22 protein-coding genes, 1 tRNA gene and 3 pseudogenes are annotated in these 26,506 nt (G+C 41.6%); 14 read left to right on the top strand and 12 right to left on the bottom strand.

Features of this window, described 5'->3' with window-relative positions; all coding sequences use genetic code 11:
* Positions 1-3,321: a helicase-related protein gene (locus F0475_RS03135; RefSeq protein ID WP_155715319.1), complete on the bottom strand. Its 3,321-nt coding sequence runs from the start codon at positions 3,319-3,321 to the stop codon at positions 1-3.
* A 94-nt stretch (positions 3,322-3,415) separates the two neighbouring features.
* Entirely contained in the window at positions 3,416-3,619 is a 204-nt protein-coding gene (locus tag F0475_RS03130; protein WP_005845940.1) for a helix-turn-helix domain-containing protein, read from the bottom strand.
* 356 nt (positions 3,620-3,975) lie between these two features.
* On the opposite strand from F0475_RS03130, the gene F0475_RS03125 reads away from it, so the two are divergent.
* From F0475_RS03125 to F0475_RS03110, 5 genes and pseudogenes are all read left to right on the top strand, one after another.
* Complete coding sequence (locus tag F0475_RS03125) at positions 3,976-4,287, top strand: DUF3853 family protein (RefSeq protein ID WP_155715318.1); 312 nt, start codon at positions 3,976-3,978, stop codon at positions 4,285-4,287.
* Complete coding sequence (locus tag F0475_RS03120) at positions 4,284-5,333, top strand: AAA family ATPase (protein ID WP_155715317.1); 1,050 nt, start codon at positions 4,284-4,286, stop codon at positions 5,331-5,333. The genes F0475_RS03125 and F0475_RS03120 overlap by 4 nt, the downstream gene beginning before the upstream one ends.
* A 182-nt stretch (positions 5,334-5,515) precedes the next feature.
* Positions 5,516-6,407, top strand: a pseudogene (locus tag F0475_RS03115) (CHC2 zinc finger domain-containing protein).
* Positions 6,332-6,505, top strand: a complete 174-nt coding sequence (locus F0475_RS11710; protein ID WP_199879777.1) for a hypothetical protein — start codon at positions 6,332-6,334, stop codon at positions 6,503-6,505. The pseudogene F0475_RS03115 and the gene F0475_RS11710 overlap by 76 nt, the downstream one beginning before the upstream one ends.
* Before the next feature lie 4 nt (positions 6,506-6,509).
* On the top strand, positions 6,510-6,857 hold the full coding sequence (locus tag F0475_RS03110) for a plasmid mobilization protein (protein WP_155715316.1): 348 nt from the start codon (positions 6,510-6,512) through the stop codon (positions 6,855-6,857).
* A 51-nt stretch (positions 6,858-6,908) separates the two neighbouring features.
* Here F0475_RS03110 and traN read toward each other — a convergent pair whose 3' ends face one another.
* A complete protein-coding gene (gene traN, locus F0475_RS03105) occupies positions 6,909-7,454 on the bottom strand; it encodes a conjugative transposon protein TraN (protein ID WP_394349993.1) in 546 nt (181 codons plus the stop codon).
* 411 nt (positions 7,455-7,865) lie between these two features.
* On the opposite strand from traN, the gene F0475_RS03100 reads away from it, so the two are divergent.
* Both F0475_RS03100 and F0475_RS03095 read left to right on the top strand, forming a co-directional pair.
* The gene (locus F0475_RS03100) at positions 7,866-8,693 is read left to right on the top strand and encodes a hypothetical protein (protein WP_155715315.1); all 828 of its coding nucleotides are present in this window, start codon (positions 7,866-7,868) and stop codon (positions 8,691-8,693) included.
* A gap of 63 nt (positions 8,694-8,756) precedes the next feature.
* Positions 8,757-9,752, top strand: a pseudogene (locus F0475_RS03095) (helicase); the annotation flags it as partial.
* A gap of 62 nt (positions 9,753-9,814) precedes the next feature.
* Here F0475_RS03095 and F0475_RS03090 read toward each other — a convergent pair.
* From F0475_RS03090 to F0475_RS03075, 4 genes are all read right to left on the bottom strand, one after another.
* Positions 9,815-10,441 (bottom strand): PP2C family protein-serine/threonine phosphatase, encoded by a 627-nt coding sequence (locus tag F0475_RS03090; protein WP_009435339.1) that lies wholly within the window; start codon positions 10,439-10,441, stop codon positions 9,815-9,817.
* Entirely contained in the window at positions 10,438-11,277 is an 840-nt protein-coding gene (locus F0475_RS03085; protein ID WP_155715349.1) for a nucleotidyl transferase AbiEii/AbiGii toxin family protein, read from the bottom strand. Before F0475_RS03085 ends, F0475_RS03090 begins: the two co-directional genes overlap by 4 nt.
* Positions 11,255-12,259, bottom strand: coding sequence for a type IV toxin-antitoxin system AbiEi family antitoxin (locus F0475_RS03080; RefSeq protein ID WP_155715314.1), 1,005 nt, complete (start codon positions 12,257-12,259; stop codon positions 11,255-11,257). Before F0475_RS03080 ends, F0475_RS03085 begins: the two co-directional genes overlap by 23 nt.
* Positions 12,260-12,414: 155 nt before the next feature.
* Positions 12,415-12,678: a helix-turn-helix domain-containing protein gene (locus F0475_RS03075; protein ID WP_155715313.1), complete on the bottom strand. Its 264-nt coding sequence runs from the start codon at positions 12,676-12,678 to the stop codon at positions 12,415-12,417.
* Here F0475_RS03075 and F0475_RS12015 point away from each other — a divergent pair.
* Positions 12,670-12,848: pseudogene (locus F0475_RS12015) on the top strand (helix-turn-helix domain-containing protein); the annotation flags it as partial. The gene F0475_RS03075 and the pseudogene F0475_RS12015 sit on opposite strands and share 9 nt — an antisense overlap.
* Before the next feature lie 147 nt (positions 12,849-12,995).
* On the opposite strand, the gene F0475_RS03065 reads toward F0475_RS12015, so the two are convergent.
* From F0475_RS03065 to F0475_RS03045, 5 genes are all read right to left on the bottom strand, one after another.
* A complete protein-coding gene (locus tag F0475_RS03065) occupies positions 12,996-13,394 on the bottom strand; it encodes a hypothetical protein (protein WP_155715312.1) in 399 nt (132 codons plus the stop codon).
* An 18-nt stretch (positions 13,395-13,412) separates the two neighbouring features.
* The gene (locus F0475_RS03060; protein ID WP_155715311.1) at positions 13,413-14,024 is read right to left on the bottom strand and encodes a master DNA invertase Mpi family serine-type recombinase; all 612 of its coding nucleotides are present in this window, start codon (positions 14,022-14,024) and stop codon (positions 13,413-13,415) included.
* A 145-nt stretch (positions 14,025-14,169) separates the two neighbouring features.
* Positions 14,170-14,254: transfer RNA gene (locus tag F0475_RS03055), tRNA-Ser, on the bottom strand.
* 144 nt (positions 14,255-14,398) lie between these two features.
* A complete protein-coding gene (locus F0475_RS03050) occupies positions 14,399-14,560 on the bottom strand; it encodes a hypothetical protein (RefSeq protein WP_155715310.1) in 162 nt (53 codons plus the stop codon).
* A 618-nt stretch (positions 14,561-15,178) separates the two neighbouring features.
* A complete protein-coding gene (locus F0475_RS03045; RefSeq protein WP_155715309.1) occupies positions 15,179-15,604 on the bottom strand; it encodes a DUF6078 family protein in 426 nt (141 codons plus the stop codon).
* 411 nt (positions 15,605-16,015) lie between these two features.
* Here F0475_RS03045 and F0475_RS03040 point away from each other — a divergent pair, with 411 nt between their 5' ends.
* The 6 genes from F0475_RS03040 (at position 16,016) to F0475_RS03015 (ending at position 26,505) form a co-directional block, all read left to right on the top strand.
* Positions 16,016-19,330, top strand: coding sequence for a SusC/RagA family TonB-linked outer membrane protein (locus F0475_RS03040; RefSeq protein WP_199879774.1), 3,315 nt, complete (start codon positions 16,016-16,018; stop codon positions 19,328-19,330).
* An 11-nt stretch (positions 19,331-19,341) separates the two neighbouring features.
* Positions 19,342-20,913: a RagB/SusD family nutrient uptake outer membrane protein gene (locus tag F0475_RS03035; protein WP_009434982.1), complete on the top strand. Its 1,572-nt coding sequence runs from the start codon at positions 19,342-19,344 to the stop codon at positions 20,911-20,913.
* A gap of 14 nt (positions 20,914-20,927) precedes the next feature.
* On the top strand, positions 20,928-21,815 hold the full coding sequence (locus F0475_RS03030) for a zinc-binding metallopeptidase (protein ID WP_009435043.1): 888 nt from the start codon (positions 20,928-20,930) through the stop codon (positions 21,813-21,815).
* A gap of 245 nt (positions 21,816-22,060) precedes the next feature.
* Positions 22,061-23,338, top strand: coding sequence for a DUF4302 domain-containing protein (locus F0475_RS03025; RefSeq protein ID WP_036895281.1), 1,278 nt, complete (start codon positions 22,061-22,063; stop codon positions 23,336-23,338).
* A gap of 8 nt (positions 23,339-23,346) precedes the next feature.
* Positions 23,347-24,408 carry a BACON domain-containing protein gene (locus tag F0475_RS03020; protein WP_155715308.1) on the top strand — a complete coding sequence of 354 codons (1,062 nt, stop codon included), beginning with the start codon at positions 23,347-23,349 and terminating at the stop codon, positions 24,406-24,408.
* 552 nt (positions 24,409-24,960) lie between these two features.
* A complete protein-coding gene (locus F0475_RS03015; RefSeq protein WP_155715307.1) occupies positions 24,961-26,505 on the top strand; it encodes a sulfatase family protein in 1,545 nt (514 codons plus the stop codon).
* The last annotated feature ends 1 nt before the right edge of the window (position 26,506 follow it).

Raw genomic sequence — 26,506 nt, 5'->3', positions numbered from 1 at the left:
TTATTGGAAACTTTCGGAAAGTATAATTTCTGCGTCTGTTTCTTGTTGATTCAACATTGTTTCTTCTGCAATATAATAAGGGGCATACTTTTGCGCCATTGTGATGATTTCGCTGAAGGCCTCATCATGTGTCATTCGAGCTTTACCGCCAGTACGTCGAAGGTTTTTCTGGATACGTTGTAAACGCTTGGCAATATAGGTGATAACACCACGCTCTACCAATGTTTTCAGATGTGCAACTTTGATGTAAAGGTCATTGTCTCCAATCTCATTCATAAAGTTGTTCAACAGATTGATAGCCGTACTAACCTGAGCACCCAGATTAGAGAGATCTTTCTGCGAGGTTTCTTGTATACGGATTTCCTCGTCTTGAATAGTACGGAACTTTGTCAAGGCTTTCTCCACATGCTTGTGATGGTTGCTTATACGAGTAACAGGTTTCTCATCCTTAGTTGCTTTGAAGTAATTAAGTGCATCAAGAACGGAAATTTCTTGAGCATTTTCCGACACAAGGAAGAACACTTTTCGGAAGTTTGTCTTTAAGAATACCAGTGTGTCTTCAGATAGCGTAACACCATTAATAGTTTTAGACTCTCGCCCTGTTCGACTGCGCAAGGATATCTTAGCAATACGGTTGTATTCCTGTCGGTTCGTCTTAAAGAGAGTACGAAGCTCTTCATAGAAAGGTAGTTCCTTGTTAATATCTTTCTTTTGCTCGTTCACTCCTTCTTCAAATAATTTACTTAGGTTACGGTCTATAATTTCTTCTTGAGAATAAATTTGATTGTCCTCGCCAAATGTACTATGAAATGATTGGATTTTGCTTAATGCAATCTGGTTCAGATTAATTTGTTTATTACCTTCCCTTGAAGGGTAGAAAACATAGTTATAGATATGCTTTGAGGCAGAACCAATACGATTAACACGACCAATACGCTGCATCAGCCTTGTCGAATTCCACGGCGTATCATAATTCACAATCACATTAGAACGATGTAAGTTGACACCTTCTGCCAGTACGTCTGTCGTCAGGATGATATTATACTCGTTGAACTTCTGCTTGTAGTTAGCATCAAAGTTCTCACGTATTGTCTTAAATTGTTTATTGCGATTCTGTGCAGAGATTACTAATACGTCCTTACGATTGATTCTACGTTTTAGATAGTCAACAGTATCAACTGACTCAGAGAACACAACTAACTTTTTCTCTGGGTTTCGATCACTTCTGAAAAGTTCATGTTTTAGTAACTCATTAAACTTGGCAAACTTAGAATCATCTTCATCAGAAATATCTTTCCAGTCAGCTAACATTTGTTCAAGAATAGCTTGATCATTATGTAACATATCAATAAACTCTGGACGGAAATCAGCAGCATGAAAGATTGCGTTCTTAGGATTGTTAGAAGCTTTAGCGTTAAGTTTCTCTTCGATTTCTTCTTCGGATAATCCAGACTCCAATAGCAGATTGATGTCAAGGTCTGGTGCAATATAGACCTTGTCATTATCAAACATGTCAATCATATTCTGATTGGCTTGATGGAAATTCTCTATAGAAACTTGAAATGCGTAGAAACTACTTTCCAAACGCTTTACAAGTCCATTCTTTCGAATACCTGCAAGGCTACGGCTTATCAACTCTGCATTGTCATAAAGACCATTTGCTACTTCTGGTTTTAAGTATGCAATAGCTTGATAACGTGCATAGGTAAGCTGCTTATCAAGAATCTGTATAGCCTGTTCAAAGAGATTGGCTAAATGCTCATTTAGCTCATACTGGTTCTCAATTGGATGTTCAACTTTAGGAAATCCATTCACATCCTTGTTGTATCGGGGTATACTTTCTATATCTGTTCGGGTACGACGCACAGTTAATGGTTTAATGATACGGTCTCTTACCTTCTCTGCTAATCGTTTAAAATCCTCAATACTTGTATTGTTATTTTTTCGTAGTCTCTTGAATTCTTTTATCAATGGAGAAAAGAATGCAGTAAGGTTGCTAACTCCATCAATGGTACAATGACGAGGGTCTTGGAAAAGTAATATCTCCGTATAGATATCAGCTGGAGAATTGTTCATAGGAGTTGCGGAAATAAGCATGACCTTCTTTTTGTAACCAGGAATATTACCTGCTTCTAAGCGTGGCATCTTGCAAATTTCTTGAAGTTGCTCAAAAGCTGATGTGGTATGACTACGGAATTTATGAGCCTCATCTACAAGTATGAGATCATATTCTTCTGCATTCCAATAATTATAATCCTCTTCATCAAGAACCTTGCTTAAGCTACCGTTTGTAATGAACTTGGCGTATTTGTCTATACCAAAATCTTTGAAAGTAGACTTCCAGTTCTGTTCTACTGCTGGAGGGTATACTACAAGAATCTTGGTGTGCTCATAACCATTCTCTATAAGGAATTTCTTTGCAATCATGGTTGCAACAATGGTCTTACCCAAGCCAACCACATCCGAGAGAAAGAATCCATCGTAGCGAATAAGCTTTTGATAGCCTTCTATGACGGCATCCATCTGATAATCATATTTCGTATAGCCCTCTGGCATATCAAAGGGATCAGTACTGTCGGTCTCAAGTACACGGTCAGCATAATACTCCATTAGCATCTTAATGTAAAGATCATAAGGAGGAACATCCCCTTTAAGATAGGTCCTGTCAATGGCTGCTTTTATATCTTCAGAAGTTATTTCACAACCTTCAGCTTCTTTCCATAACTGCTCGAATTCATCTTTTGCAAATTTCACATCATCATATCGGTCCAACTTTACATTGAACTCATATTGCTTGTCCTGTGTTATTCCTAATCCATTCCCTGATAAATTACTTGAACCTGTAATGGCCATACTTTGAGAGTACTGATTAAAATTATCGGGATATAGCACATATATCTTTGCATGAATCTTTTTAGAAGGATGAGCGCGTAATTCAAGTTTTTTGTCAAGAAGGTCTTGTACCATTAAATACATTCCATCTTCTATATCCTTACGATAGTTGGAAGTTTCTATGTCAGTTCTTATCTTTCTGAGATACTCTTCTTTAACCTCTTCTTCTGCGCCAAAAAATAGTTTTCCTTGCTGTGCCGCTTTAGCGATATATTTGTCTACATCTATGCCTATCAGTACTCTCACCTTTCCAATATTATCAAGGAAAGGGCGTAAGGAGAAGTAGCCAGATGCACGAAGAAAGCCTACAACAGCATCAAGGTTTCTGATTTGAGGATTGTGCTGTAATACACCCTCAAATTCTTTCATTAGCGTATTCCCATTCCTGTTGGTAAAGATGTGGGAATTGGGCTGCTGAATTGTATTCATATATTCTTATTCGTATATAGATTATTCATGTTTACTTCTAATATAGTTTTAGAAATTGCACTGAGAATATCTATATTGTTGTTTTCATAAACTCCTATTTCACTAATTCTTTGGGGGACACGCCGAGCAGGTCTGCTACCTTGAAGATGGTAGCAAGATTAGGCTGCTTGCGGTTACAAACGTAGGCGTTGGTGATGCTGAAACTCATACCCAACTCTTTGGCGAGCCATGTTTGGGTGATACCTCGCTTCTTCAAATGTTCCTTAATGAGGTTGCTATGTTCTTTCTTCTGTCCCATTAGATGATTGTATATCTCAATATTAGTTACAAAGATATGAACTTATAATGAATAAAACGAAGAAAAATAGAGCTTTAATGCAATTCAAATGATTTTTTCTTGTGTGAAGACCCAAAAGTAATTTATTAAGTAGTTAATGATGATTGGAAATGAATATGCCTTTGTCCGAAACCATCCACTTTTTGAGTATGTATTGAGCGTTTTTGATAGTTGTTGATTTCCTTACATTTTCCTATACTTCCCGCTATATCCCAGTCTCTTGGAATAACATCAAAAGCCCTCTACTTTTGTACTTTCAGAGCTGACTGAATGTCCTATGCGCAAGGGTGAGTTATTCATTTCAAAACAATTGAATTATGACGATAAATGAATTACGAGACAAGCCTGTTTGGCAGATGACTGGTGAAGAATTGCTTTTCCTTGCACAACACGGTAATATATCCACGAGCAGGGAATTAACAAAGGCTTCTTCCTCCAAAGAAGAAAAACGATATGTGTATGGATTGGCTGGTATAGCATGTCTTTTTGGATGCAGCTTGCCCACAGCCAACCGTATCAAACAGAGTGGCAAAATCAATCGTGCCATTACACAAATCGGTCGCAAGATTATTGTGGATGCCGACCTTGCGCTGGAACTGGCAGGACGAAAGACGGGAGGGCGAGGATGAATACAACTAACTATGAAAACATTTGGCAAGCATCGCTTATCCATGTTACGGACGAGTTTGCGCTTCCTCCAGTTGTACTGCAAGCAGGTGAAGCCATAATTGGCACATTGGGCAACTTCAGTGTGTTAACAGGTAAAGCCAAAGCAAAGAAAACTTTCAATGTGAGTGCCATCGTTGCAGCAGCCCTTGTCAATGGGCAAGTTCTGGAGTATCGGGCGTCATTTCCCGAGAGCAAGCGCACTATCCTCTACATTGACACTGAGCAAAGCCCTTATCATTGCCAACTCGTGATGCAACGCATTCTGCGATTGGCAGGATTGCCGACTGATAGAGAGCCAGAGCATTTGAAGTTCAGCCACCTCAGAGCCATTGCCGACCCAAATGAGCGCAGAGAAATAATCCGCTACGCCATCTACCATACACCCAACGTGGGCTTGGTGGTCATTGACGGTATTCGTGATTTAATGCTTGATATCAATAACTCAACGGAGGCGACTAAATTGGTGGGTGACCTGATGCAGTGGACGAGCGAGCAAAACATCCACATTCAAACCGTGCTTCACCTCAACAAAGGCGACGACAATGCACGAGGACATATTGGCACCGAACTTAACAACAAGGCAGAAACTGTCCTACAAGTCACAAAGGACAACACGCTGCCCGAGCGAAGCATCGTTGCTCCTGCCATTATTCGTTCCAAGCCTTTTGACAAATTTGCTTTTCAGCTCAAGGAAATGGAAGATGGGATGTGTGTTCCCGAAATAGACCACTCGTATTCGGACAATGAGTGCAAGTCTCACCGCTATTCCTATCATGAACTAAGCGACACGGAACATAGAAACGCTTTGAAGCAAACCTTTGTTACAAGTGAAGTCTTGTCCTATGGAGAAATCATTGCAGCACTCAAAAAGGCTTATGCAGAGGTTGTAGGACAAGCGTATGGGCAAACTAAACTCAAAGAACTTCTGCTATTTCTGCTCAACAAAGGTTTGCTGATAAAAGAAGAGCGAGGGAAATATCGGCTCAACAAAGATTATCAGCCCTAAAACCTTTGGTCGGTCGGACGCAGGCTATATATACCTGAACCAACCCGACCAAAGAGAAACAAGTTTGGTCGGTCGCAAAAGGGTGCCTATAGTGTACGACCAACTGACCAAACAAAAATCAACCAGCCTCCAAAAGAAAAAGGTTGACCATCATTCATTTCAAACATCAAAACAAAATCACAATGGATATACAACATATCAAGCAAATCCCAATTACAGATTATTTGCAACAGCAGTGCTATACCCCTACGCGAGTACAAGGCATTCACTATTGGTACTGCTCTCCGCTACGCAACGAAGGTACGCCATCATTCAAAGTAAATACAGAGCGCAACCAATGGTATGACTTCGGAACTGGCGAACATGGAGATATTATAGACCTTGTATGTATTTTACAGCATTGTACCATGAACGAAGCCATTGAACTTCTAACCAGTTCAAAACAAATAGTGCAACAAGATTTTTCTTTTGGCGGTGAAAGAAAAGCCTCTAAGCACAAATTAGAAATCATATCTGTGCAATCGCTTACCAATCCTTATTTGTTACGTTACATCGCAGAACGAGGAATACCTCTCAGCATCGCCAATAGATTCTGTTCTGAAATTCGATACAATAATACCAATCGGACATACTATGCTATTGGCTTTGCAAACGATGCTGGCGGATGGGAAATCCGTAGTCCTTATTTTAAAAGGTTGTATAGCTCCGAAAGCCATTACAACTGTCAGTAAGGGTACAAACCATTTGCAAATCTTTGAGGGCTTCATGGATTTTCTCTCGTGGCAAACACTAAATTCATCCTCAACTTGTGATGCTATTGTTCTCAATTCTCTGGCTCTTTTGCCACATATTCAAGAGAAGATAAAAGGCTACAAACAAGTGGAGAGTTTTCTGGACAGTGACGATGCGGGGCGAAAATCGTTTGAAATTTTGAAGCAGTTTTGTCCACACATTATAGACGGTTCTGTACGCTACCAAGAGTATAAAGACCTCAACGAATGGCTCGTTGCTCAATCCAAAATCAAAAAGAAGCTGACATTATTACCGACCACGAAGCGTGGTATCAGAAGATAGAGTTTATCTGGGAAGCAAGTTTGTGTTTTGAGTATCTCAAAACCTACTTGCTCCCACCATTGGGAGGTAAAAATCCCGTTGGTCTCATCAAAAAATAAAAATATGGAACAGAAGAATAAAGGTGGGCGACCCACCAAGACATTATCAGAGAAGCGGAAATATCAAGTGCTTCTTCGGCTTAATACGATGGAGTACTATACTTTGTTGGGCAAAGCGAGAGAAGCCTCCATCACTCGTACCGAGTTTCTGCGTCGGCTCATTGCAAAAGCAGAAGTTAAGGCACACATCAAACCCGAAGAGATGCAACTCATTCGCACGGTGTCAGGCATGGCAAACAATCTTAATCAGATTGCCCATCGACTCAATGCTTTCGGAATCTCTGCACTCAATGAAGATCTGAAAGCTCTGAAACAACTTATTCACGAACTTATGAAACGCTTGAAACCATGATTGCAAAAATTATCAAAGGAACAAACTTCAGTGGAGTTGTCAATTATATGCTTAGCAAACGTGAAGATGAAGCCAAGGTTTTACAAGCCATAGGTGTACGCAGTTCTTTGCCAGCTGCAGGTCTTCTGCCGTTACATGAAAAGTCAGCGTACGACCGCCATTTCTTTCATAGAGCGTCACTTCAAGCTGCTTGTCTTCTGCAAGAGAAAACTGCTCGAGCGCAAACACTGCATGTTCACTGTTCATACCCCACACTTGCATCACCTGATGATAGGCACGAAGCGGCTGCAATACCTGCTCTTGTATAGCAGTGCGCTTTGCCATCTTCTTATCCACCACCTTAAACGTGATAAAGTCCACTGAGTACGGCATATTCGTGCCGTTTTCCATACGAATGTAGAAAAACAGCAAACCGTTATGGGCGTACAGAACACGAAGCAGGAACTTCATACCGAACTGCTGTGTACCGATGTGCTTAATGCTGCGTCTGTCATTCTGATAGATGGTCTGCATCATCAGCTTTACTAATACGGGCGACTCTTTACCAAGTTTAAATGCTTTAATCTTGTTAATAGTTAATAGTAAGATTTGTATCATAATACGGAAATCGTCATGAACTCTTGATAGGATTGATAAAAAGGTATACAGCCATTGCACATTTACTCAATAATACATCAAATTTGTTGCTTTTTTTATTATATCGGATATTGCTCATTATTTGCCAGATGCTGCACGAAAGCATGCAGGTAATCAGCTTTTACTTTTCTGTAAAACTGTTTGTCAGGCAGAAATAACACATAATTACCATTTAGTGGAAGACAATCTTATGAGAGAGTATGATAACTTCATACATGAACTTAATCAACATTTACCTGAAGTTACAGATATATTAGCTTTGAAACATGAGTGTACTCCTGTAATTGAGCAGATTTGTGAAGATATAAGGTTTGATTGTGCTTTGAAGGACAATGACTTTTAACAACTAAAATATATTTAAAACAAATTATAATGGGATATTTAATTTTTATCATAGTTGCAGCTGTAATTCTCTTCGTTTATATTGCACATAAGCATAATGAACTAATGAAAGAATCTAAAGAATTGGCAGAGAAGAATCAATATATTGAAAGTGGAACAGGAAAGAGAAGAGAGTGGCCTGTTGGTTCATATTTCAAAAGTACGACTAACTTAAAAAATTTTTATAATAGTACTCCAATGTCGACTTTGCTCGAACTTAAAGCGCAAGGTTATACTTTTATGTTTGAGCCTGATGTACATAAATCTCCTCTTGCTTTTTATAAAAAGAATGAAACTTATACAGCCGTTTATTCTGAAGAAGAAATAAATAAGCTGGAATCAGAGTGCATTAAATATATTAGACTGGTGGAAAAACAAGAAGAACTTAAAACTAACGATTTTGATTCTTCATTACGGATTGGAAATATAGATGAAGAGCCTTATCCACCTAAAGTTGGAGAACGCTGGAGAAATATTAGTTCTGATAGTAGACTTGCATTATTAGATGTTCAGTGTTATTGTGTACAGAAAGCAAAAGGAACATCATTCTATGCAAAAGCTATGCAAGCTTTAATCGTGATAGCGATTGACTTAGGTTTTACAGAAAAGTTTGTAGAAGACAGAGTGAATAACCACCTTTTAGAGGAAACTTCAATATCAAAAAGGCTTACTTTGGTTGGAGATAGAAGTATACTGCATTTGGTATTCAAGAGTTGTTTTTGGTTTGCTGTAAATACGGATAGTAGTGACTGGGATTATGTCTTTAATATTTTTATGAATGCAGGTTGTTCGATGGATGAGTTGAGTTCTTTGCTTTAGAAAGAAAAATCCTTAACGCATCCTTTTTATTTAAGAATATGGTATGTAGGACGACTTTATTTCTACCCCGTAGAGCGGTCGCTGGACAATTATAAGTTTAACCTGCTACACAACAAGCAGCTGTTCATCAATCAGCTGAAGACGAATACGCTTGGCAGTCGTACCATTGATGAGGGATCGATGGATGAGGACAGCGGCATGAACTTCTGAGAATACGTAGCAGTGCTTTCGGGTAATACCGACCTTTTAGAGAAAGCAAGATTGGATAAGAAGATTACCACCTTGGAATCAGAACGTAAGAACTTTCTCCGTGAGCGTGATGCCGCAACGGGGAAGTTGGCAGAGATTGAAAGTTCTGTATCCTTCCATACGGACAAAATCAAGGAGGCACAATCTGACCTCACTCTATTTGAGCAGCGTGTGGAGCGTGATGATGAAGGTACACCTATAAATAAACTGACAATCAAAGGTGTAGAAGACAGCACCGATATCAAGGCCATTGCTGCCCGTCTGCAGGAGATAGACGAAAAAGCACGCACCAAAGGCGAGTACAACAAAATCGGTGAGATTTATGGGTTTTCCATCATGGTCAAGACAGAGAGCACTTCAAAAGACTTGTTTGACTGTTCGGTGAATCGCTTTTTTGTGAAAGGACAGGAGTCAATCTACTACACTTACAATAATGGCAAGTTGGCAACAGACCCGAAACTTGCGTGTCAGAACTTCGTTAATGCCTTGGAGCGTATTCCAAAGGTAATAGAGTCGCATGAGAAGGAAATGGCAAAGGTTGTAGCCAATAAAGATGTTTACACCAACATTGCCAACAGTTCTTGGAAAAAAGAGGACGAGCTTCGCTCACTTAAAAGTGAAGCTGCAGAATTGGACAGAAAGATTGCATTGACAATTTCTACCAATAAAGAGGCAAAAGGAGATATAGAACAAGACAATTCCATATCCATAAGTGGACTACCTAACCAAATAAATAATAAACAATCTAAGATACATGAAGACAGTGAGGATGGTCGTTCACAAGGTTTTCGTCCAAAATGGAGGCACTAATTCTCCAATATATAGAAGATTAGATTTCGGTAGTATATATATTGCTGTCGAAATCTAACATTTTATTTTATATTAATATCAACCACAGAACAGTCATCTTCCGTGCATTGTAAAGGTGGTGAAGTTCTCTGTTGCAAGTACTCACTTACATCATATTGTTTGTAAAAGCCATCGCTACAAAGTATGAAGCGATCTCCTGTTTGTACTGACATTTGATATACTTCTATTGGAGTTCTGTACCCTCTTCCATTAATACAGACCGTAAGGTAACTCTCACCTCCAATGTTGATTACATCATCGGACGTCAGCAGTGTGATTGTCCCATTAATGTGTTCATGATATAGACGAACATCCCCCAATGAAGTATAATAGAGAAAGCTATCCGTCAGATACACAAGCGTGAGGGCAGTACCCATCTTACACTTTCTTTGGTAGCATGCCTTGCCTAAGGTTTTATCGGCATATTCTAAGCTCTCTTGAATAATCTTTGAGGGATCAGACGCATTGTAACTTTCAAAGTAATCAAGGATTGCTTCACAAACGATTTTCGATGCCTGTTCAGGAAAATCTAATCCTCCCATACCATCAGCAAGTAAAACCAAAGTTCCGCCTGCTATTTTCTTCTGAAGAATAAAGTCTCCATTCATTTCGTTAGCAGCTATGCTTTGAAAAGCAATACATATTTTCATCGGGTAAACTTATTAAAAACTTCTATCATTTTTTGGAATGCATATAAAACTTGCTCATACTGAAGAACTGAGTTACTGTCCAGTATTTGTTGAAGAAGCCTACTATCCTCTTCTTTTGCGATTTCCTTTTGTAGGCATTTTTCATAATAGGATAAATACTTTATGGGGAGAAAACCTACAATGTCATTGGCAAGCCAATATGCACCGACAATAAACTCATCAAAATCGTCCCATTCAAAAACTTCTTGGTACACACTCCTATTTAAGTTGGCTATGAAGTAGTTCTCAATGATAAACCCCATATCATCAGCATCTTTATTTGTTTGCAGGTTACGATCTAACCAAGCATTAAATTTTAGGATAAAAAGTCCGTGAAGTGATGCTAGCTTGATGTCAAATTCATTATCAATACTTATGGTTATAGCATCTTTTAGTACTTCCTCATAACCTTTTACAGACATGGCAATATCTTCTTCTGGTGGCCAATAAATATATCCATCTTCTTTTGCAACATCTCCGTAAGGAACAATATCCATTTCATAAACCCCATAATAGAAGCGTTGATACATTTTCTCATCCTTAGTGAAACCATGCGCCAAAAGCATCTGCTTTATTTCGTCAAAGGCTTCCCAATTAGGAATAGCAATAGCTAAATCTAAATCTCTCGTTTTTCGACCAGAGCTTATGCCTACTAATTGCTGTATCAGTATATCACGTGCAGTTGCACCAATAACAAAGAAGTCTTGTCCTACCTCTTTAAAACATTCGCTGGCGGTTCTTAATAGTTCAACCAAAAGTGGATTGTCTATCTTATTACTTGAAATTTGAAAGCTCATCATTCAATATTTTGTTTGCAGCTTCTATCGAACGACTATTGCCATCACCTAATAAGTCTGCATAAATAAGAATTATTGGCATTGTACTGCCTTTCCAAAACTTCTGATACATTGTAATTTCTCCTTCTGTAGCACGCATGGCACCTGTTTTCATCAGATTACCCCAAGCTACATCGGTATATATTTCAAACTTTTGTGGAGTTAAATATCCGTTTACTTGATAAGCAGCACATTCTCCACCCCAGCATATTCCTTCGGGCAACACTATTTTATCCCATTGTGCTTTAGACTGTTCATCTCGAAAGGCAAAATGCTTCACCAAAAGTTTTGGCTTAAGAACATGATGATAGTTTTCCACCCATAGATCAAGCAACCTGCGTTTGTCTTTCAGTATACGCTTTCTTTTAGCAGTCAATACAAACTTTCGAGCTTCTAATTCATCAAGTACATTTTTTATAGTACCTAACGAAACATCGCACTGTTCTTTGATTTCCCTAAAAGTTTTACCCACATTGTTTACATCTTGCAACAAATAAAAAATGACTTTTAAGCCCGCTTCTTGAAAGATTGGATAAGCCTTGTTAAGCGCTATAGGTGCTTTTTCACCTGTGTGAGAAAGTTGAAAAATCAGCTTCTTACCTTTTGTATATAGGATTTGATAGTTACCAACAGTGTCTACAAAATTAATGCCTGCCGTTCGTAAAATGTTATAAACACCTGGTTGAACATATCGTGCTATAAGCAAAATAGGTATCTTTTGTAGTTCAGCACACCCCTTTATCAAATCCTGAATGCGGCCAATGTTGATACTATTCACCTCGTTTTCTACAAGACAAGGAAAGTCTATTCCTATAATGTTAACTCGTCCCTTAAGTATAGGATTACTTTGTGGAGTTAAATCATAGGTGATATTGAGTCCACTTTCTCCCCATTGTTGCTTCATTGCACTTACTGCCTGTTCTATAATATGTACTTCTCCCATACTTGTTCATTCTTTATTACTTGTTCAACAATATTGAACACTGCAAAGATAATGAACAAACACGAAGACACCAAATATTTTGTTCAATAAATTAATTTTGTTCAATAATAGTGAACAATAGAAGAATATTGAAAGAATCTAATTTTTGAGAGAATTTACCTACACTCTCGCTTACGCAGTATACTATCAATCTCTTCACGAAGAAATAGCAGCCTACCATTAGCTTTGAGAAATGGGATCTTACCCGCCCAAACCCAGTTATAGATAGTCTTTTGCTCAACTTTCAAGATTCTAGAAACATCTATGATATCCAGATATTCCGGTTTCAAAGGTGGACGGACAGTTGTATCGACGGATTGCTCTTGCAGGACAAGTAGCTGGTCGAGTTTATTCTCGACAGTTCTTAGTTTATCAAACAATTAACCTCGGAGCAAAGGTTCACAATTTCTGTGCTGCTCCAAAATAGAACGAAACAAAAAGAGATTGCCAAACAATAAATGTAAGTCCAAGTACAGTGTCTCGCAAAATAAGACGTAATAGTGGAGTCAGAAGACACTATAATAGAGATACAAATCTAACAAATGCAGTCTAATATTAAATTTGAAACAGGTGGAAGAAGTCACGTGACTATTTGACAACATAGATGTTCATAGACTGTATGTTCGTATGATATCAAACGTTCACACAAGAGTTCTATTCTTTTTCATGACTTCTATCCATCTATTATAGCAGAAGTTTACTTCTTTAGCCTGAAGACCATATCAAAGTAATTGATTTCCTCCATGTACCGATTGATAGCTGTCAAAGATGAACCATCTTCTAATTGATAGGTCCCATACCCCATCTCTGCTACCTCGAAGGTCATTGTTCGAGTAGGCGATTCAAGGCGTACAGTAAAAACCTCCTTGAACATATCTTCTGCTGTCGTTTGCTCATCAATTGATTTTTGCAGTAAAGCAACGACCTCATCAGTAACACTTAAATGTAGCATTTCATCTTCGATGATATCGTCCAAACTGCTTTCTGTTAGTGGAACAACAAGGCAATCACCCTCTAAGCGTGGTGCACGACGCACCAGCTTATGAGCTGGTGGTAGATTATTCTCGTCAATCTCGGGTGTCTCAAAGATGTTCAACTTTCCTTTAATACCTCCTTAGTTTACAGCCAAACACTTCAATGTTATAAAACGGCTAAGGGTATTCCTATCTACCTTGCAAATCTTTGCTATCTTTCGATGAGATATACCGTTTTTTAAGAGTTCTGATATAAGAATCTCTTTGCCTGATAATTTATACTTATCTGGCGAACTTCTTCTACCTTTCGGACGTCCGAGGACCACTCCTTCTGATCGTTTTCGTGCCAATGCCTCCTTTGTGCGCTGGCTAATAAGATTACGTTCAATCTCTGCTGATAAGCCGAAAGCAAAGGCAAGCACCTTACTCTGGATATCATCACCTAAACGATAGTTGTCCTTAATTGTCCACACACGACACTCCTTACTCATACAAATGTTCAGAATTTCCATAATCATAAAAAGGTTACGACCCAGGCGGGACAATTCACTGCAAATGATAATATCGTCCTTTCTTACCTTTTTAAGTAATCTGCCAAGTTCTCGCTTGCTATAGTTTTTTGTGCCACTGATAGTTTCCTCTATCCAATCGTCAATTGAAAGATTTTGATGTTTACAAAAGTTACTAATCTCGAAGCGTTGATTCTCTACTGTTTGCTTATCGCTGCTAACTCTGATATATCCGTAAATCATAATTGTATATGTGATAATTATTACTTTCACAAAAACAAACGGATATTGTAATAAAGGAAATGCTATAAGTTTTCTTAGGTAATGGAAAATTCGGGTGTAATAAAGGGTGTAAATCACATAACCCGTTGATTTACACCCTTGTTTGCGGAGAGAGAGGGATTCGAACCCCCGGTACCTCTCGGTACGACGGTTTTCAAGACCGTTGTAATCGACCACTCTACCATCTCTCCAGAAGGTTACTTTGTAGTCAACCTGCTTCCTTGTCGAAAGCGAGTGCAAAGTTAAGAATAATTTCTTTAACTACAAAACAAATAGACATTTTTTTTTCAATATATGTGTATAAAAGGTGGAAGATAGCTTTGTTATTTCCTAATTTAGCTGGATTGAATGCACAAACTTGTCTTATTTGTAGCGTCAAAGTTGATACGGGCACGTGGTGTCCTGCTTTTCTTCTTTGACAAGATATAGAGGTAAAGATAACTATTTGTTGAGGTCGTACCAACCTGTTTCACACCCTTCATCTCAATTTTCTTCACCAGTCGGTTGTTGAAGACATTTATCGCATCGAGATGATACACCTGGTTGTAAACATCGCTCTGCGGTTCTTGGTACTATATAATAAGGTGAGAATTGGATTGAACAGCGTGGAACCTGCCTTGTCTTATTCTTTCTATCGGCATCCAGCATACTCTGCGGTTCGTGGTACTATATAATAAGGTGGGAATTGGATTAAACAGCGTGAGACCAGCCTTGTCTTATTCTTTCTGTCGGCATCTAGCATACTCTGCGGTTCTTGGTACTATATAACAAGGTGAGAATTGGATTGAACAGCGTGGGAGCTGCCTTGTCTTATTCTTTCTGTCGGCATCCAGTATACTTTGTTGTTCGTGGTACTATATAATTAATAAGGTGAGAATTGGATCGAACAGCGTGGGAGCTGCCTTGTCTTATTCTTTCTGTCGGCATCTAGTATGCTCTGCGGTTCGTCTATAATAAGGGTAGGGTAGACCTCACCAAGTACGTCTGTCGGTCGTCACCATCCATTAGAATTGAAATGTTCCCAGCGGCGGAATATTCATGTTCCGGCGTTGGAACATGAAAGTTCCAGTGTGGGAACATCCGTGTTCCAGCGTGGGGACAATACTCCGCAGCCCTTACTTGCGGCGTGGAGGCTTAATATAATGTTCCTCGAAAGCTATAAATTCTGGTTCTGCACCAGGGGCTACCTCTTCAAATATCTCACGTATTTGTGCTTGCTCCTCAGGCGATATAACCACATCGCCACGGCGCATTCTCCCTATTTGCGTAAAGCCAAAAGCGTCCTTCAACCGCTCATGAATCTCCGCCTCTGCATTGCCCGTGAGCGTCCCATAACGCCAACGCATACCACGAGCAAAGCGTCTCAACTTCCATTCATAATACTTCGGGCATTGCGAATAGCCGCCAGCCTGCTCAATGAGTAGGGGATTTGTCACGCTTAGAAATACGTATTCCTCCGCTATCTCCTGTTGGGCGATGTGCCAAAGCGTGCAACTCTCACGGCGTGGGCACTGGGGCATATAGCAACTGTATTTATCCATTATTGTTCAAGATTTAGTTAACTAATATTTATCACACGTGTATGTGCTTGATTATTGCAAAGTTACTATTTTAAGGGAGATAACCAAAGAAATGTGCGCCGAATATGGGTAATAGCTTACTGAAATTATTATCCCGTTTCGTGTACACTGCCCATAGCTTTTACGCTTGTAAGGAACAAATAAATGCTAAAAAAGCCTTGTATATTAGAAAATTAACCTACCTTTGTAGCATTAAATACAACATCTAAAGGTTATAGATTAGTGTTATTTGATGCCTAAAAGCCACAAAACGTCTTGTATAAGACCCTTTGTCAGAGAAGAATTAATCTACAAGGTTTTATGGAAATAGCATGGTAAACGACCTATTACCAGTGTTGAAAACAATATAAGACATACATTAATTAAACACTTATGAACAAAAAGCTACTCCTGTGTATAGGCATGCTCTTCCTTTGTATCAGCATGGCTTTTTCACAAACCAAGATTACGGGTACGGTGGTGGCAGCCGATGATAACGAACCAGTTATCGGTGCGACTATCACTGTTGTGGGGGCTAAGATGGCGACAGTCACCGATGTCGATGGTAAGTTCTCATTGACTACTGACGTTGCAAACCCACAAGTGACAGTGGCGTACATCGGTATGGTGTCGCAGACGCTGAAGGCTACCACTGACATGCACGTAGTACTGAAATCGAATGCAACAACCCTCAATGAAGTTGTTGTGACTGGTCTTACTCGCACCGACCGCCGCCTCTTCACGGGTGCGACCGATAAGTTGGATGCTGACAAAGCGCGCCTCAATGGTGTGGCTGACATCAGTCGTTCGCTTGAGGGACAGGCTGCTGGTGTATCAGTGCAGAACGTTAGCGGCACCTTTGGTACATCACCTAAGATACGCATTCGTGGCGCAACGTCCATCTATGGAAGTAGTAAGCCACTATGGGTTGTGGATGGTGTGATCATGGAAGATGCGGCTAATGTGGGTGCTGACGACCTCGCTTCTGGTAACCCCGAGACGCTTATCTCTTCGGCAATCGCTGGTTTGAATGCCGACGATATAGAGAGTTTTCAAATCCTTAAGGACGGTTCCGCCACCTCTATCTATGGTGCGCGTGCGATGGCAGGTGTCATCGTTGTAACCACAAAGAAGGGTAAGCAAGGCCAATCACACATTAGTTATACGGGTGAGTTCACCACTCGCTTGGTGCCATCCTACAGCAATTTCGACATCTTAGATTCGAAGGAGCAGATGGGTATCTATCGTGAATTGGCGGATAAGGGATGGCTGAATCTCTCGGAAGTGCTCAATGGTAGCGAGTATGGTGTATATGGAAAAATGTATGAGCTCATCAATCATTACGATCGTACAACGGGGCAGTTTGCATTGGAGAATACGCCCGAAGCACGTAATCGTTACTTACAACGTGCAGAGTTCCGAAACACCAACTGGTTCAAAGAATTATTCTCTTCGAACATCATGCAGACCCATTCTGTGAGCTTCAGTGGTGGTACGCAGCGTTCAAACTACTATGCTTCGTTTAGCGCACTACTTGATCCAGGATGGTACAAGCAGAGTAGTGTGAATCGTTATACGCTCAACGTTAACCTCACGCAGCACCTTACTGATAAGCTCTCATTGAACCTTATCGGTGGAGCAGCTTATCGCAAGCAGCGTGCGCCAGGAACTCTTGGACAGGATGTAGACGTTGTGGGCGGTGAAGTGAAACGTGACTTCGATATTAACCCTTACTCTTATGCAAGCAACACCTCACGTGTATTAGATCCAAACGAGTATTACGTGGCAAACTACGCACCATTTAATATCTTCCATGAGTTGGACAATAACTACATAGACTTGCATGCGCTTGATGCGAGATTCCAGTTAGAATTGAAGTATAAACCTATCCGTGACCTTGAGTTGTCATTGTTAGGTGCATTCAAATACATGGCATCTACACAGGAACATAATATTAAGGACGATTCTAACCAGGCACTGGCTTATCGTGCAATGGGCAATGGTATCATCCGAGATGGCAACAAGTACCTGTACAAAGACCCATCCAATCCGAATAAACTACCGCAGACAGTGTTGCCATACGGCGGTCTCTATCATAAAGGAGACAACCGAATGAGTGATTACGACTTGCGTGCAACAGCTAATTATAACCACACTTTCGCTGATAAACACATAGTGAACTTGTTCGGAGGAATGGAGATTAAGAGCATTGAAAGACAGCGTAATGCCTCTGAAGGAGTGGGTTTGCGCTACAATGCGGGTATGGTTCCTTTCTATGTCTATGACTACTTTAAGCGTGCGGTTGAGGCTGGTAACACCTATTACACCATAGTTCCAACCAATTCACGTAGCGTTGCTTTCTATAGCAATGCCACATATAGTTATATGGGAAAATACGTCTTCAACGGAACTTTACGCTATGAAGGTTCTAACCAAATGGGACGTGATACGAAGGCAAGATGGATGCCTACATGGAACGTTTCGGGCGCTTGGAATGTGCATGAAGAGAGTTGGTTCAATAAGTTATCACCATTGAATAAACTCACCTTGCGTGCTTCTTATAGTCTTACGGGTACTCCCCCAGATGCTTCTTACAGCAATTCAACCGCCATCATAACGGCTTCTAATCCTTTTAGACTATTCGCTGAAGACCAAGAACCACAGCTCGAAATCACCGAGTTAGCCAATGCGAACCTCACATACGAGAAGAAGAACGAGTTGAACTTGGGCTTTGATGCATCATTGTGGAATAATCGTCTGGGTATCACACTGGACTATTATACACGTAAGAACTTCGATGAGATTGGTCCAATGATTACTGCCGGACTAGGCGGACAGATAATCCGTGCTGCCAATGTAGCCTCTATGAATTCTAATGGTGTTGAGTTAAGTCTATCGTTAGTAGGCGTTAGGAACAAGTATTTCACATGGTCAACGAACTTCATCTATTCGTATGCTAAGACCAAGATTACTAAGCTCTTTAACCAAGGAAACGTAATGAGTTTAGTGAGTGGAAACGGCTTCGCTAAGCGCGGCTATCCTGCTCGTGCGTTGTTCTCAATACCTTTTGTGGGCATAAACGACGAGGGTATGCCTATGGTACGCAATGAGAAAGGAGAGGTGACAACCGATGATATCAACTTCCAAGAGCGTACCCAAACAGACTTCCTCAAGTATGAAGGACCGACAGACCCGCCTCACACGGGTTCACTTGGCAACCTCTTCACCTATAAAGGCTTCACTCTTAACGTCTTTGTTACCTATGCTTTCGGTAACGTTGTACGCCTCGATCCTAAGTTCCGTGCCCGTTATAACGACTTAGTCTCTATGACTAACGACTTCAAGAATCGCTGGATGAAACCTGGCGATGAGGCTGTTACGAATGTTCCAGGTATATTGTCAAAGAGCCAGTATATGGCAAATACGAATGTGCGCATGGGTTACAACGCTTATAATTATAGTGATGTACGCATAGCAAAGGGCGACTTCATTCGCATGAAAGAGATTTCCCTCGGTTATAACCTACCTGCACAATGGTTCAAGAATAGCGTTATTCAGAACCTTTCTCTCAAACTCCAAGCCACTAATCTCTTCTTGCTTTATGCTGACAAGAGACTCAATGGGCAGGATCCAGAGTTCTATAACGTGGGTGGTGTGGCGTCACCAATGCCAAAGCAATTCACCCTTACAGTAAAAGTTGGACTTTAAAACTTATGAAGATGAACGTCAATAAATATATAATGTGCCTGTCGCTTGCGTCCGCTGCACTTGCCTTTACATCGTGCAACGACTTCTTGGACAAGTATCCCGATAGTCGTATGGACTTGAAGACACCCTCTGAATCGAGCCAACTACTCGTCAGTGCTTATCCACAAGGACACCCTGCTTATCTCTTGGAGATGTACTCTGACAATACAGATGAGCAGTTGCACAGCACTTGGAGTGCCTTCGATCGTTTTCAAGAGCAGGCTTATCAATGGAAAGACATTGATGAGGTAAGCAATCCCGAGACGCCTCATCAGTTGTGGGAAGCGCATTACGCCGCTATCTCAACATGCAATGAAACGCTCGATCACATTGATAAGGCGAAGGACAAAGAGGCTTATGATGCGCAGAAGGGCGAGGCTTTGTTATGTCGTGCCTTTGCTATGTTCCAGTTGTCAACAGTATTTTGTCAGGCTTATGACAAGACCACTGCGCAGAACAACTTGGGCTTGCCTTATCCTAAGCAACCCGAACGTGTCGTGGGCAGACTCATGGAGCGTGGCACCTTGGCAGAGCTTTACAAGAATATAGAAAACGACTTAGTGGAAGGCATGAAACTCGTTGGAACAAAGTATGATAAGCCTAAATTCCATTTTACCAAGCAGGCTGCTTATGCTTTCGCAACCCGTTTCTATCTCTATGCACAGCAATACGACAAGGCGGTGGAGTATGCGAATAAGGTGTTAGGAGACCACCCTGAGGACATACTACGCAACTGGGCAGAGTGGAACAGACTGGGTCCTAGTGGCAACGTGCAGCCTTATGACTTCATAAAAGCTAGTAAGAATGCCAACATCATGCTGCTTCCTGCACCTTCACAGTGGGGTGTTATCAGTATTCCAATACTTGCTGGTAGCAAGTACGCACACGGAGAGTTGATTAGTAAGAACGAGACTTTGCAGGCTGCAGGACCATGGGGTAACAGCGGAACAGACCTTAACTACACCGTTACCTATAATAATGGTATATCGAAATACGCCTTGCGTAAGATTCCATACATGGCTAAAGTCATCGATACACAGGCTGAAATAGGTATTCCCTATGGTGAGTTTGCAGTCTTCGCAACCGATATTACCCTCCTTGAACGTGCCGAGGCTTATGCTCTCTTAGGGCAATATGACAAGGCAGTAGCCGATATCAATAGCGAATTGGCAGTCTTCTCAAAGCATAGAGTGAGCCTCACTCTTGACCAGATAAAGGACTTCTACAATTCGTTGGCTTACTATACTCCTTCACAGCCAACGCCTAAGAAGGAGCTACACCCATTGTTCACTATTGAGCAGACAACGCAAGAACCCCTTTTACAATGTATATTGCAACTGCGTCGATTGGTGACCATTCACGAAGGTTTCCGCCTACAAGATGTGAAGCGATATGGCATTACGATGTACAGACGTAAGGTGGATGTGCAATCGAATGTCACAGCTGTCACCGATACGATGAAGGCTGGCGACCCACGTTTAGCCATCCAGTTACCACAAGACGTGATAACTGCTGGCATTACTCCTAACCCACGTAATAAATAAAAGGAGACTTATTTATGAAAAGAAATATTCTATTGGCTGCTATCGTAATAGCCTGCGGAACCATGGTTCTCACGGCTTGTAACGATGACAAATTGGGCGGTGATTCCATCTTTCCAACCACTGCGGTGAAACGAAACACATTCGATCAATGGCTGTATAAGAACTATACTATGCCTTATAACATCGAGTTCCAATACCGCTTGAAGACGGAAGAAACCGATAAAGCCTACAACTTCGTACCTGCCGATTCAGCAAAGACTGCCAAGCTAGCTATCATCACTAAGTATATGTGGTTCGATGCTTACGCCGAGACAGTGGGCTTGGATTTCGTTAAAGAGAACGTTCCGCGCATTATTGTTGCAGTAGGTATTCCTGGCTACACACGCTATCGCACGGAGGTAGTAGGTAGTGCGGAAGGTGGTTACAAGGTGACATTAAGTAAGGTGAACGCCCTTACTGACGACCTATTAAAGGACTACGGCAGTATGACGGGGTTCTATTTCCACACCATGCACCACGAGTTTATGCATATTCTGAACCAAAAGAAACCTTACGATGAGTCGTTTGATGACATCTCACGTGCCGATTATGTCAGTGGTAACTGGACGTCAGTACCCGAGAAGCAAGCCTACTCACAGGGTTTCGTCTCACCTTATTCAATGGAGAATCCAGCAGAGGATATTGCCGAGCTGTACTCTATCTACGTTACAAGTACACCTCAGGAATGGAATAAAATCTTGCAGATTGCAGGTCCAAAGGGTACGAGTATCATCAATAGAAAGCTGAAGATGGTGCGTGAATATATGCGTAATTCATGGGATGCAGACATTGATTTGCTCCGTAACGCTATCCTTCGTCGTGGTTCGAAGATAGCAACGCTCAACTTGGAAAGCCTGGAATAAGAAAGGAAGAAAGCCTCCCTTCACCTCAAGGAGACGCCCTCTTCACTTCAAGGGAACGCCCTCTTCAAATAGAGGAACGTGCTCTCTCTTATACAGAAATCCTCATCACAAAAAACAAATAATTGTGTTCTAACTCATTTCCGTTAGGCTCTTCGCCTCTTGGGCAGGCTATTGGAAGTTGAAAATAGCCATGAGCTTGTTATTAGGAAAGAGTTTAGACCGTAGAAATAAAACGAAAGAAGAAAATGAAAAAACTATGTTTTCTATTCTTAACCATCGTGTTGGGACTGTCTATGCAGTCGTGTTTACATGATGATAAGACACTCTTCGACCAGCCAGCAGCCGAGCGTATCGACAAGAGTGTATCGGATTATACCCAGCTATTGGAGTCTTCCGAAGGTGGTTGGATGTTGCATTATTATGCTGGAAAGGACTATAGTTATGGTGGTTATACGCTCTTGTTGAAGTTCAAGAATGGGCATGTAACGGCTATGGGCGACGTGCAAGATCCCGAGGAACAGGCTACTTCTGGATACGAGGTAGTCAAGGATCAAGGTCCGATGTTATCCTTCAATGAGTATAACAAGGTGATTCATCCACTTGCAGAACCATGGTTGGGCAACCCCGATGGAGTGCAAGGTGACTATGAATTTAGCATTCTTCGTGCTACGAACGATAGTATTTACTTGCGTGGAAGGAAGTGGAAAAACGAGATGGTACTCACTCGCTTGCCTAAAGACGCTAGTTGGGAAGAGATGATGATGGGCATTATCACCGTTAAAGATGGTATGAATGTCAATACCTACAATTGCTTCCTTGGCACCGACTCACTCGGTCAGTGCAACATCGATGGATCGACTCGTCGCTTTACAATGACTATAGGTGATAAGACATTGGATATGCCTTATTGCACCACACCAACAGGTATTTCGCTACGCGAACCATTGTTCTTCAATGGTAAGAAATATCAAAACTTCACATGGAACGAAGAGTCGCGTACGCTCACAGAGGGCGATTTGCGCATTGTGCAATACCTGCCGAAGAATCATAAGGACATAGACTTCTGGATTGGTACTTGGCGTCTGAAGACAAGCATAAGACGTAAGATAACACTCACACTAAGCATGGGAACGGTGGCAAACACGCTAAAAGGTAAGTTGCAGATAGGTAATGTTGAATATGAGATACTCATGACTTATGACCCTGCAACAGGCAAACTCGAATTGCCTGGACAGCCTGTTACTGACCCTACATATACCTATCCCGCAGGTATCGTTCTAGTACCTGGATCAAAGGAGGAAGGTAAACTCTTTGGTGAAGGTAAGGGTAGTTTACTCTTCACGTGGGATGAAGATATGGAGCGCGCAACGGCTGATGATAGTGGACAAATCACTGGGCATAAGGTCGACTCGTTCTTTGGTGTTGCCTACGGAGAGGACTTGTCGCCTATTATGAAGCCTGATGGCAGTTACACTTATGCGTTTACTCTGCCAGGAATAGAGTACATGACGAAAATAAATTGATACTGATTATGAACAAATATATCTATATCTTCATAGCTGCCGCATCGGTATTCTTGGGTGCAGCATGCAGTAGTGACAATGATTTACCAGTGTATGCTGCAGGGCTGAAGGTGGTGAAAGCAGAGACAGACTTTGGTGTTCTCGGTGAGACACATGAGGTTGTAATGAGTAAAGAACCCGCTCGTGCCTATGCACTTGATGCTTGGCTTACAGTGACGAAAACGGCAGAGAAGCTATCACTGACGGCTCAACCGAATACGAGCGCACAATCGCGTAACACGCTATTGGTGGTTAAGAATGAGCAAGGAGACTCTATCACACTGAATATCCAACAGGAGGGTGTGACCTTCGGGTTGCCTACTGGCGAGGATATCTATGCTGGAGATGAGGCTGTTGAACGCTCTTTGATTGCTACTTCTAACGTCCCCGTTGAGTATAGTGGGACGGCTGATTGGATTAAGGTAGGCAATACGAATGGGAAAATAAACGTCAAGGTCGAAGCTAATACGACGGGGCGTCCACGTGTAGGGTGGGTTACAGCCAAGGCAATAGGGCTTGTTGACTCATTGAAAGTGGTACAGGCTTCGCTCAACGATGTGGTTGGCGATTATGTGCAAACGGCTAAGATGCGCCTTCCAAGTCGTGACTTAGCAGAGAAGACATCGTCTGTTCGCATTGAGGCAACGGGTACGAACAAGGCAAACTTCATCGTTGACAATCAATACAAGTGGGAGGTTAGCTTCACACCAGGCAAAGGCTTTGAGATGATGAATGGTAAGATTGTTGGCAAGAAAGAGGTTGTTCCAGGCGTATATGAGTACCTTATCAGTGTAATCGTTGCTGATGACTTCAGTAAGGAACATGAGACTGCCATCAACGGAACGAAGGAAAGCATCCTACTCACGTTCGATAACAATGGTAATCTAGTGTTCCGTGAGGCACAGAAGTTAGCTTCCGAACAAACCTTCTCATCCTATGGTTGGAACCGATTCACCGACACGAAGCCCGTTATGGGTGCTTTCCGTGGAATCGGAGAGGTGTATGTTAATCCGAAGTTAACACGTAGATAAATGCAACTTTAAATTCAATCATGATATAGAAAAGGGTGTTTTCACCCTGACTCCGCCCTTGCATGCGAATGTAGGGGCGGAGTTTTTTGTGTAAGAAAGAGCCTCACCCCCGCCCCCTCTCCGAATGGAGAGGGGAGTAGATAGTCTTATTTACAAACAAGAAGGGCGTTTCTTCGATATGAAGAAAGCCTCTCTTCGATGCAACAGAACGCCCTCTTCATATCGAAGAAACGCCCCTTTTGAATTAAAGAAACTATTTTCTAACTGGCACCCGTTAGGCACTCCTCCCCTTAGGGGAGGTTGGGTGGGGTTGTTCCATTCGGAGAGGGGGCGGGGGAGAGGCTGTAGATGGAATTGGGCAGAGGCTGTTGTTGATTTTTGATGAGGCTTCCTTTCCTATTTAACAACAAATCTGCTCATTTCTTTGGAGGACTTCTCCAAAAGTATTACATTTGTGTTGACAAACCTAAATGGGGGTGATTACAGGAGATTAGACGCATTGATTATGATCCTAATAGCCCTCCTTTAAAACCTAAAAGTCAGTTATTACCTATGCAAACTAAAATCCTATGCTGCGTGACAGGCACCCTCGCATTGGGCGCCATCCTACCTGCTCAGGCACAGAAGAAGCCCATGAATATCGTTTATATCATGAGTGACGACCATTCCTATCAAACGATTAGTGCCTACGATAAGCGTTTCATTGATACACCAAACATCGATTGGATTGCCAATCATGGTGTGAAATTCCAAGAGAGTTTCGTTGCTAACTCCCTTAGCGGACCCTCCCGAGCATGTATGTTAACGGGTAAGCACAGTCATGCAAATGGTTTCACAGATAACACCAAGACGTTTGATGGAGGACAGCAAACCTTTCCTAAGCTCTTACAGAGTGCAGGGTATCAGACCGCAATGATCGGTAAGTGGCACCTCACATCACTGCCTACTGGCTTCAACTATTGGGACATTCTCATTGGACAAGGCGACTATTACAACCCCGACTTCTTATGTAATGGCAAGCCACTAAAGCGTCAGGGATATGTGACGAACATCATTGCTGACCTCGCAATAGACTGGATGGAGAATAAAAGAGACCCTTCCAAGCCTTTCTGCTTACTAATGCACAACAAGGCTCCTCATCGTGTTTGGAACCCTGATACATGCGACTTAGACCTCTTCAATGATGTGCAGTATCCATTGCCCGAGACGTTCTATGATAACTATGAAGGGCGTCTGGCAGCACAGAAACAGAAGATGAGTATTATCAAAGATATGGACATTGTCTATGATAATAAGATGGCGGATCACGAGCAGGAGATACACTCTGACAAGGAGTTGGAAGCGTGGGGACGTCGTAACTATGAGCGTATGACACCCTCACAAAAGGCTCAATGGGATCGCCATTATGACCCTATTATACAGAAGTTTAAGGCTGATAAGCTATCGGGGAAGGCGTTAGCTGAATGGAAGTACCAGCGTTACATGCATGATTATATGCGTGTGATTCGGTCGGTAGATCGCAATGTTGGACGTGTAATTGAGTATCTCCGTGAGAAGAATCTATTGGATAATACGATGATAGTCTACACCTCCGACCAAGGTTTCTACATGGGTGAACACGGTTGGTTTGATAAGAGATTCATGTATGAAGAGTCGTTCCGTACACCACTGCTGATCTATTGTCCGGGTGGGAAACAAGGCGTTGTTAATGAGATGGTACAGAACATTGACTATGCACCAACATTCTTAGAAGCAGCTGGTGTAAAGGTTCCTTCGGATATTCAAGGGTGTTCGCTCTTGCCTTTGTTACAGGGTAAGAAGCCTGCAGACTGGCGTAAATCGCTGTATTACCATTACTATGAATACCCCGCAGAGCACTCTGTCTGCCGTCATTATGGTATTCGGACGAAGCGTTACACACTGATTCATTTCTATAACGATATAGACTCTTGGGAGCTTTATGACCTCAAGAAGGACCCTTCACAACTGCATAACATCTATGGACAAAAGGGTACGGAGAAACTCACAGAACGATTGAAGAAGGAGCTAAAAGAGCTTCAAGTACAATACAATGACCCTATTAGGAACCAATACTAAG

Source organism: Prevotella vespertina (genome assembly GCF_009728485.1).
Lineage (GTDB): Bacteria > Bacteroidota > Bacteroidia > Bacteroidales > Bacteroidaceae > Prevotella > Prevotella vespertina.
This window is presented reverse-complemented; position numbering and strand designations above follow the sequence as displayed.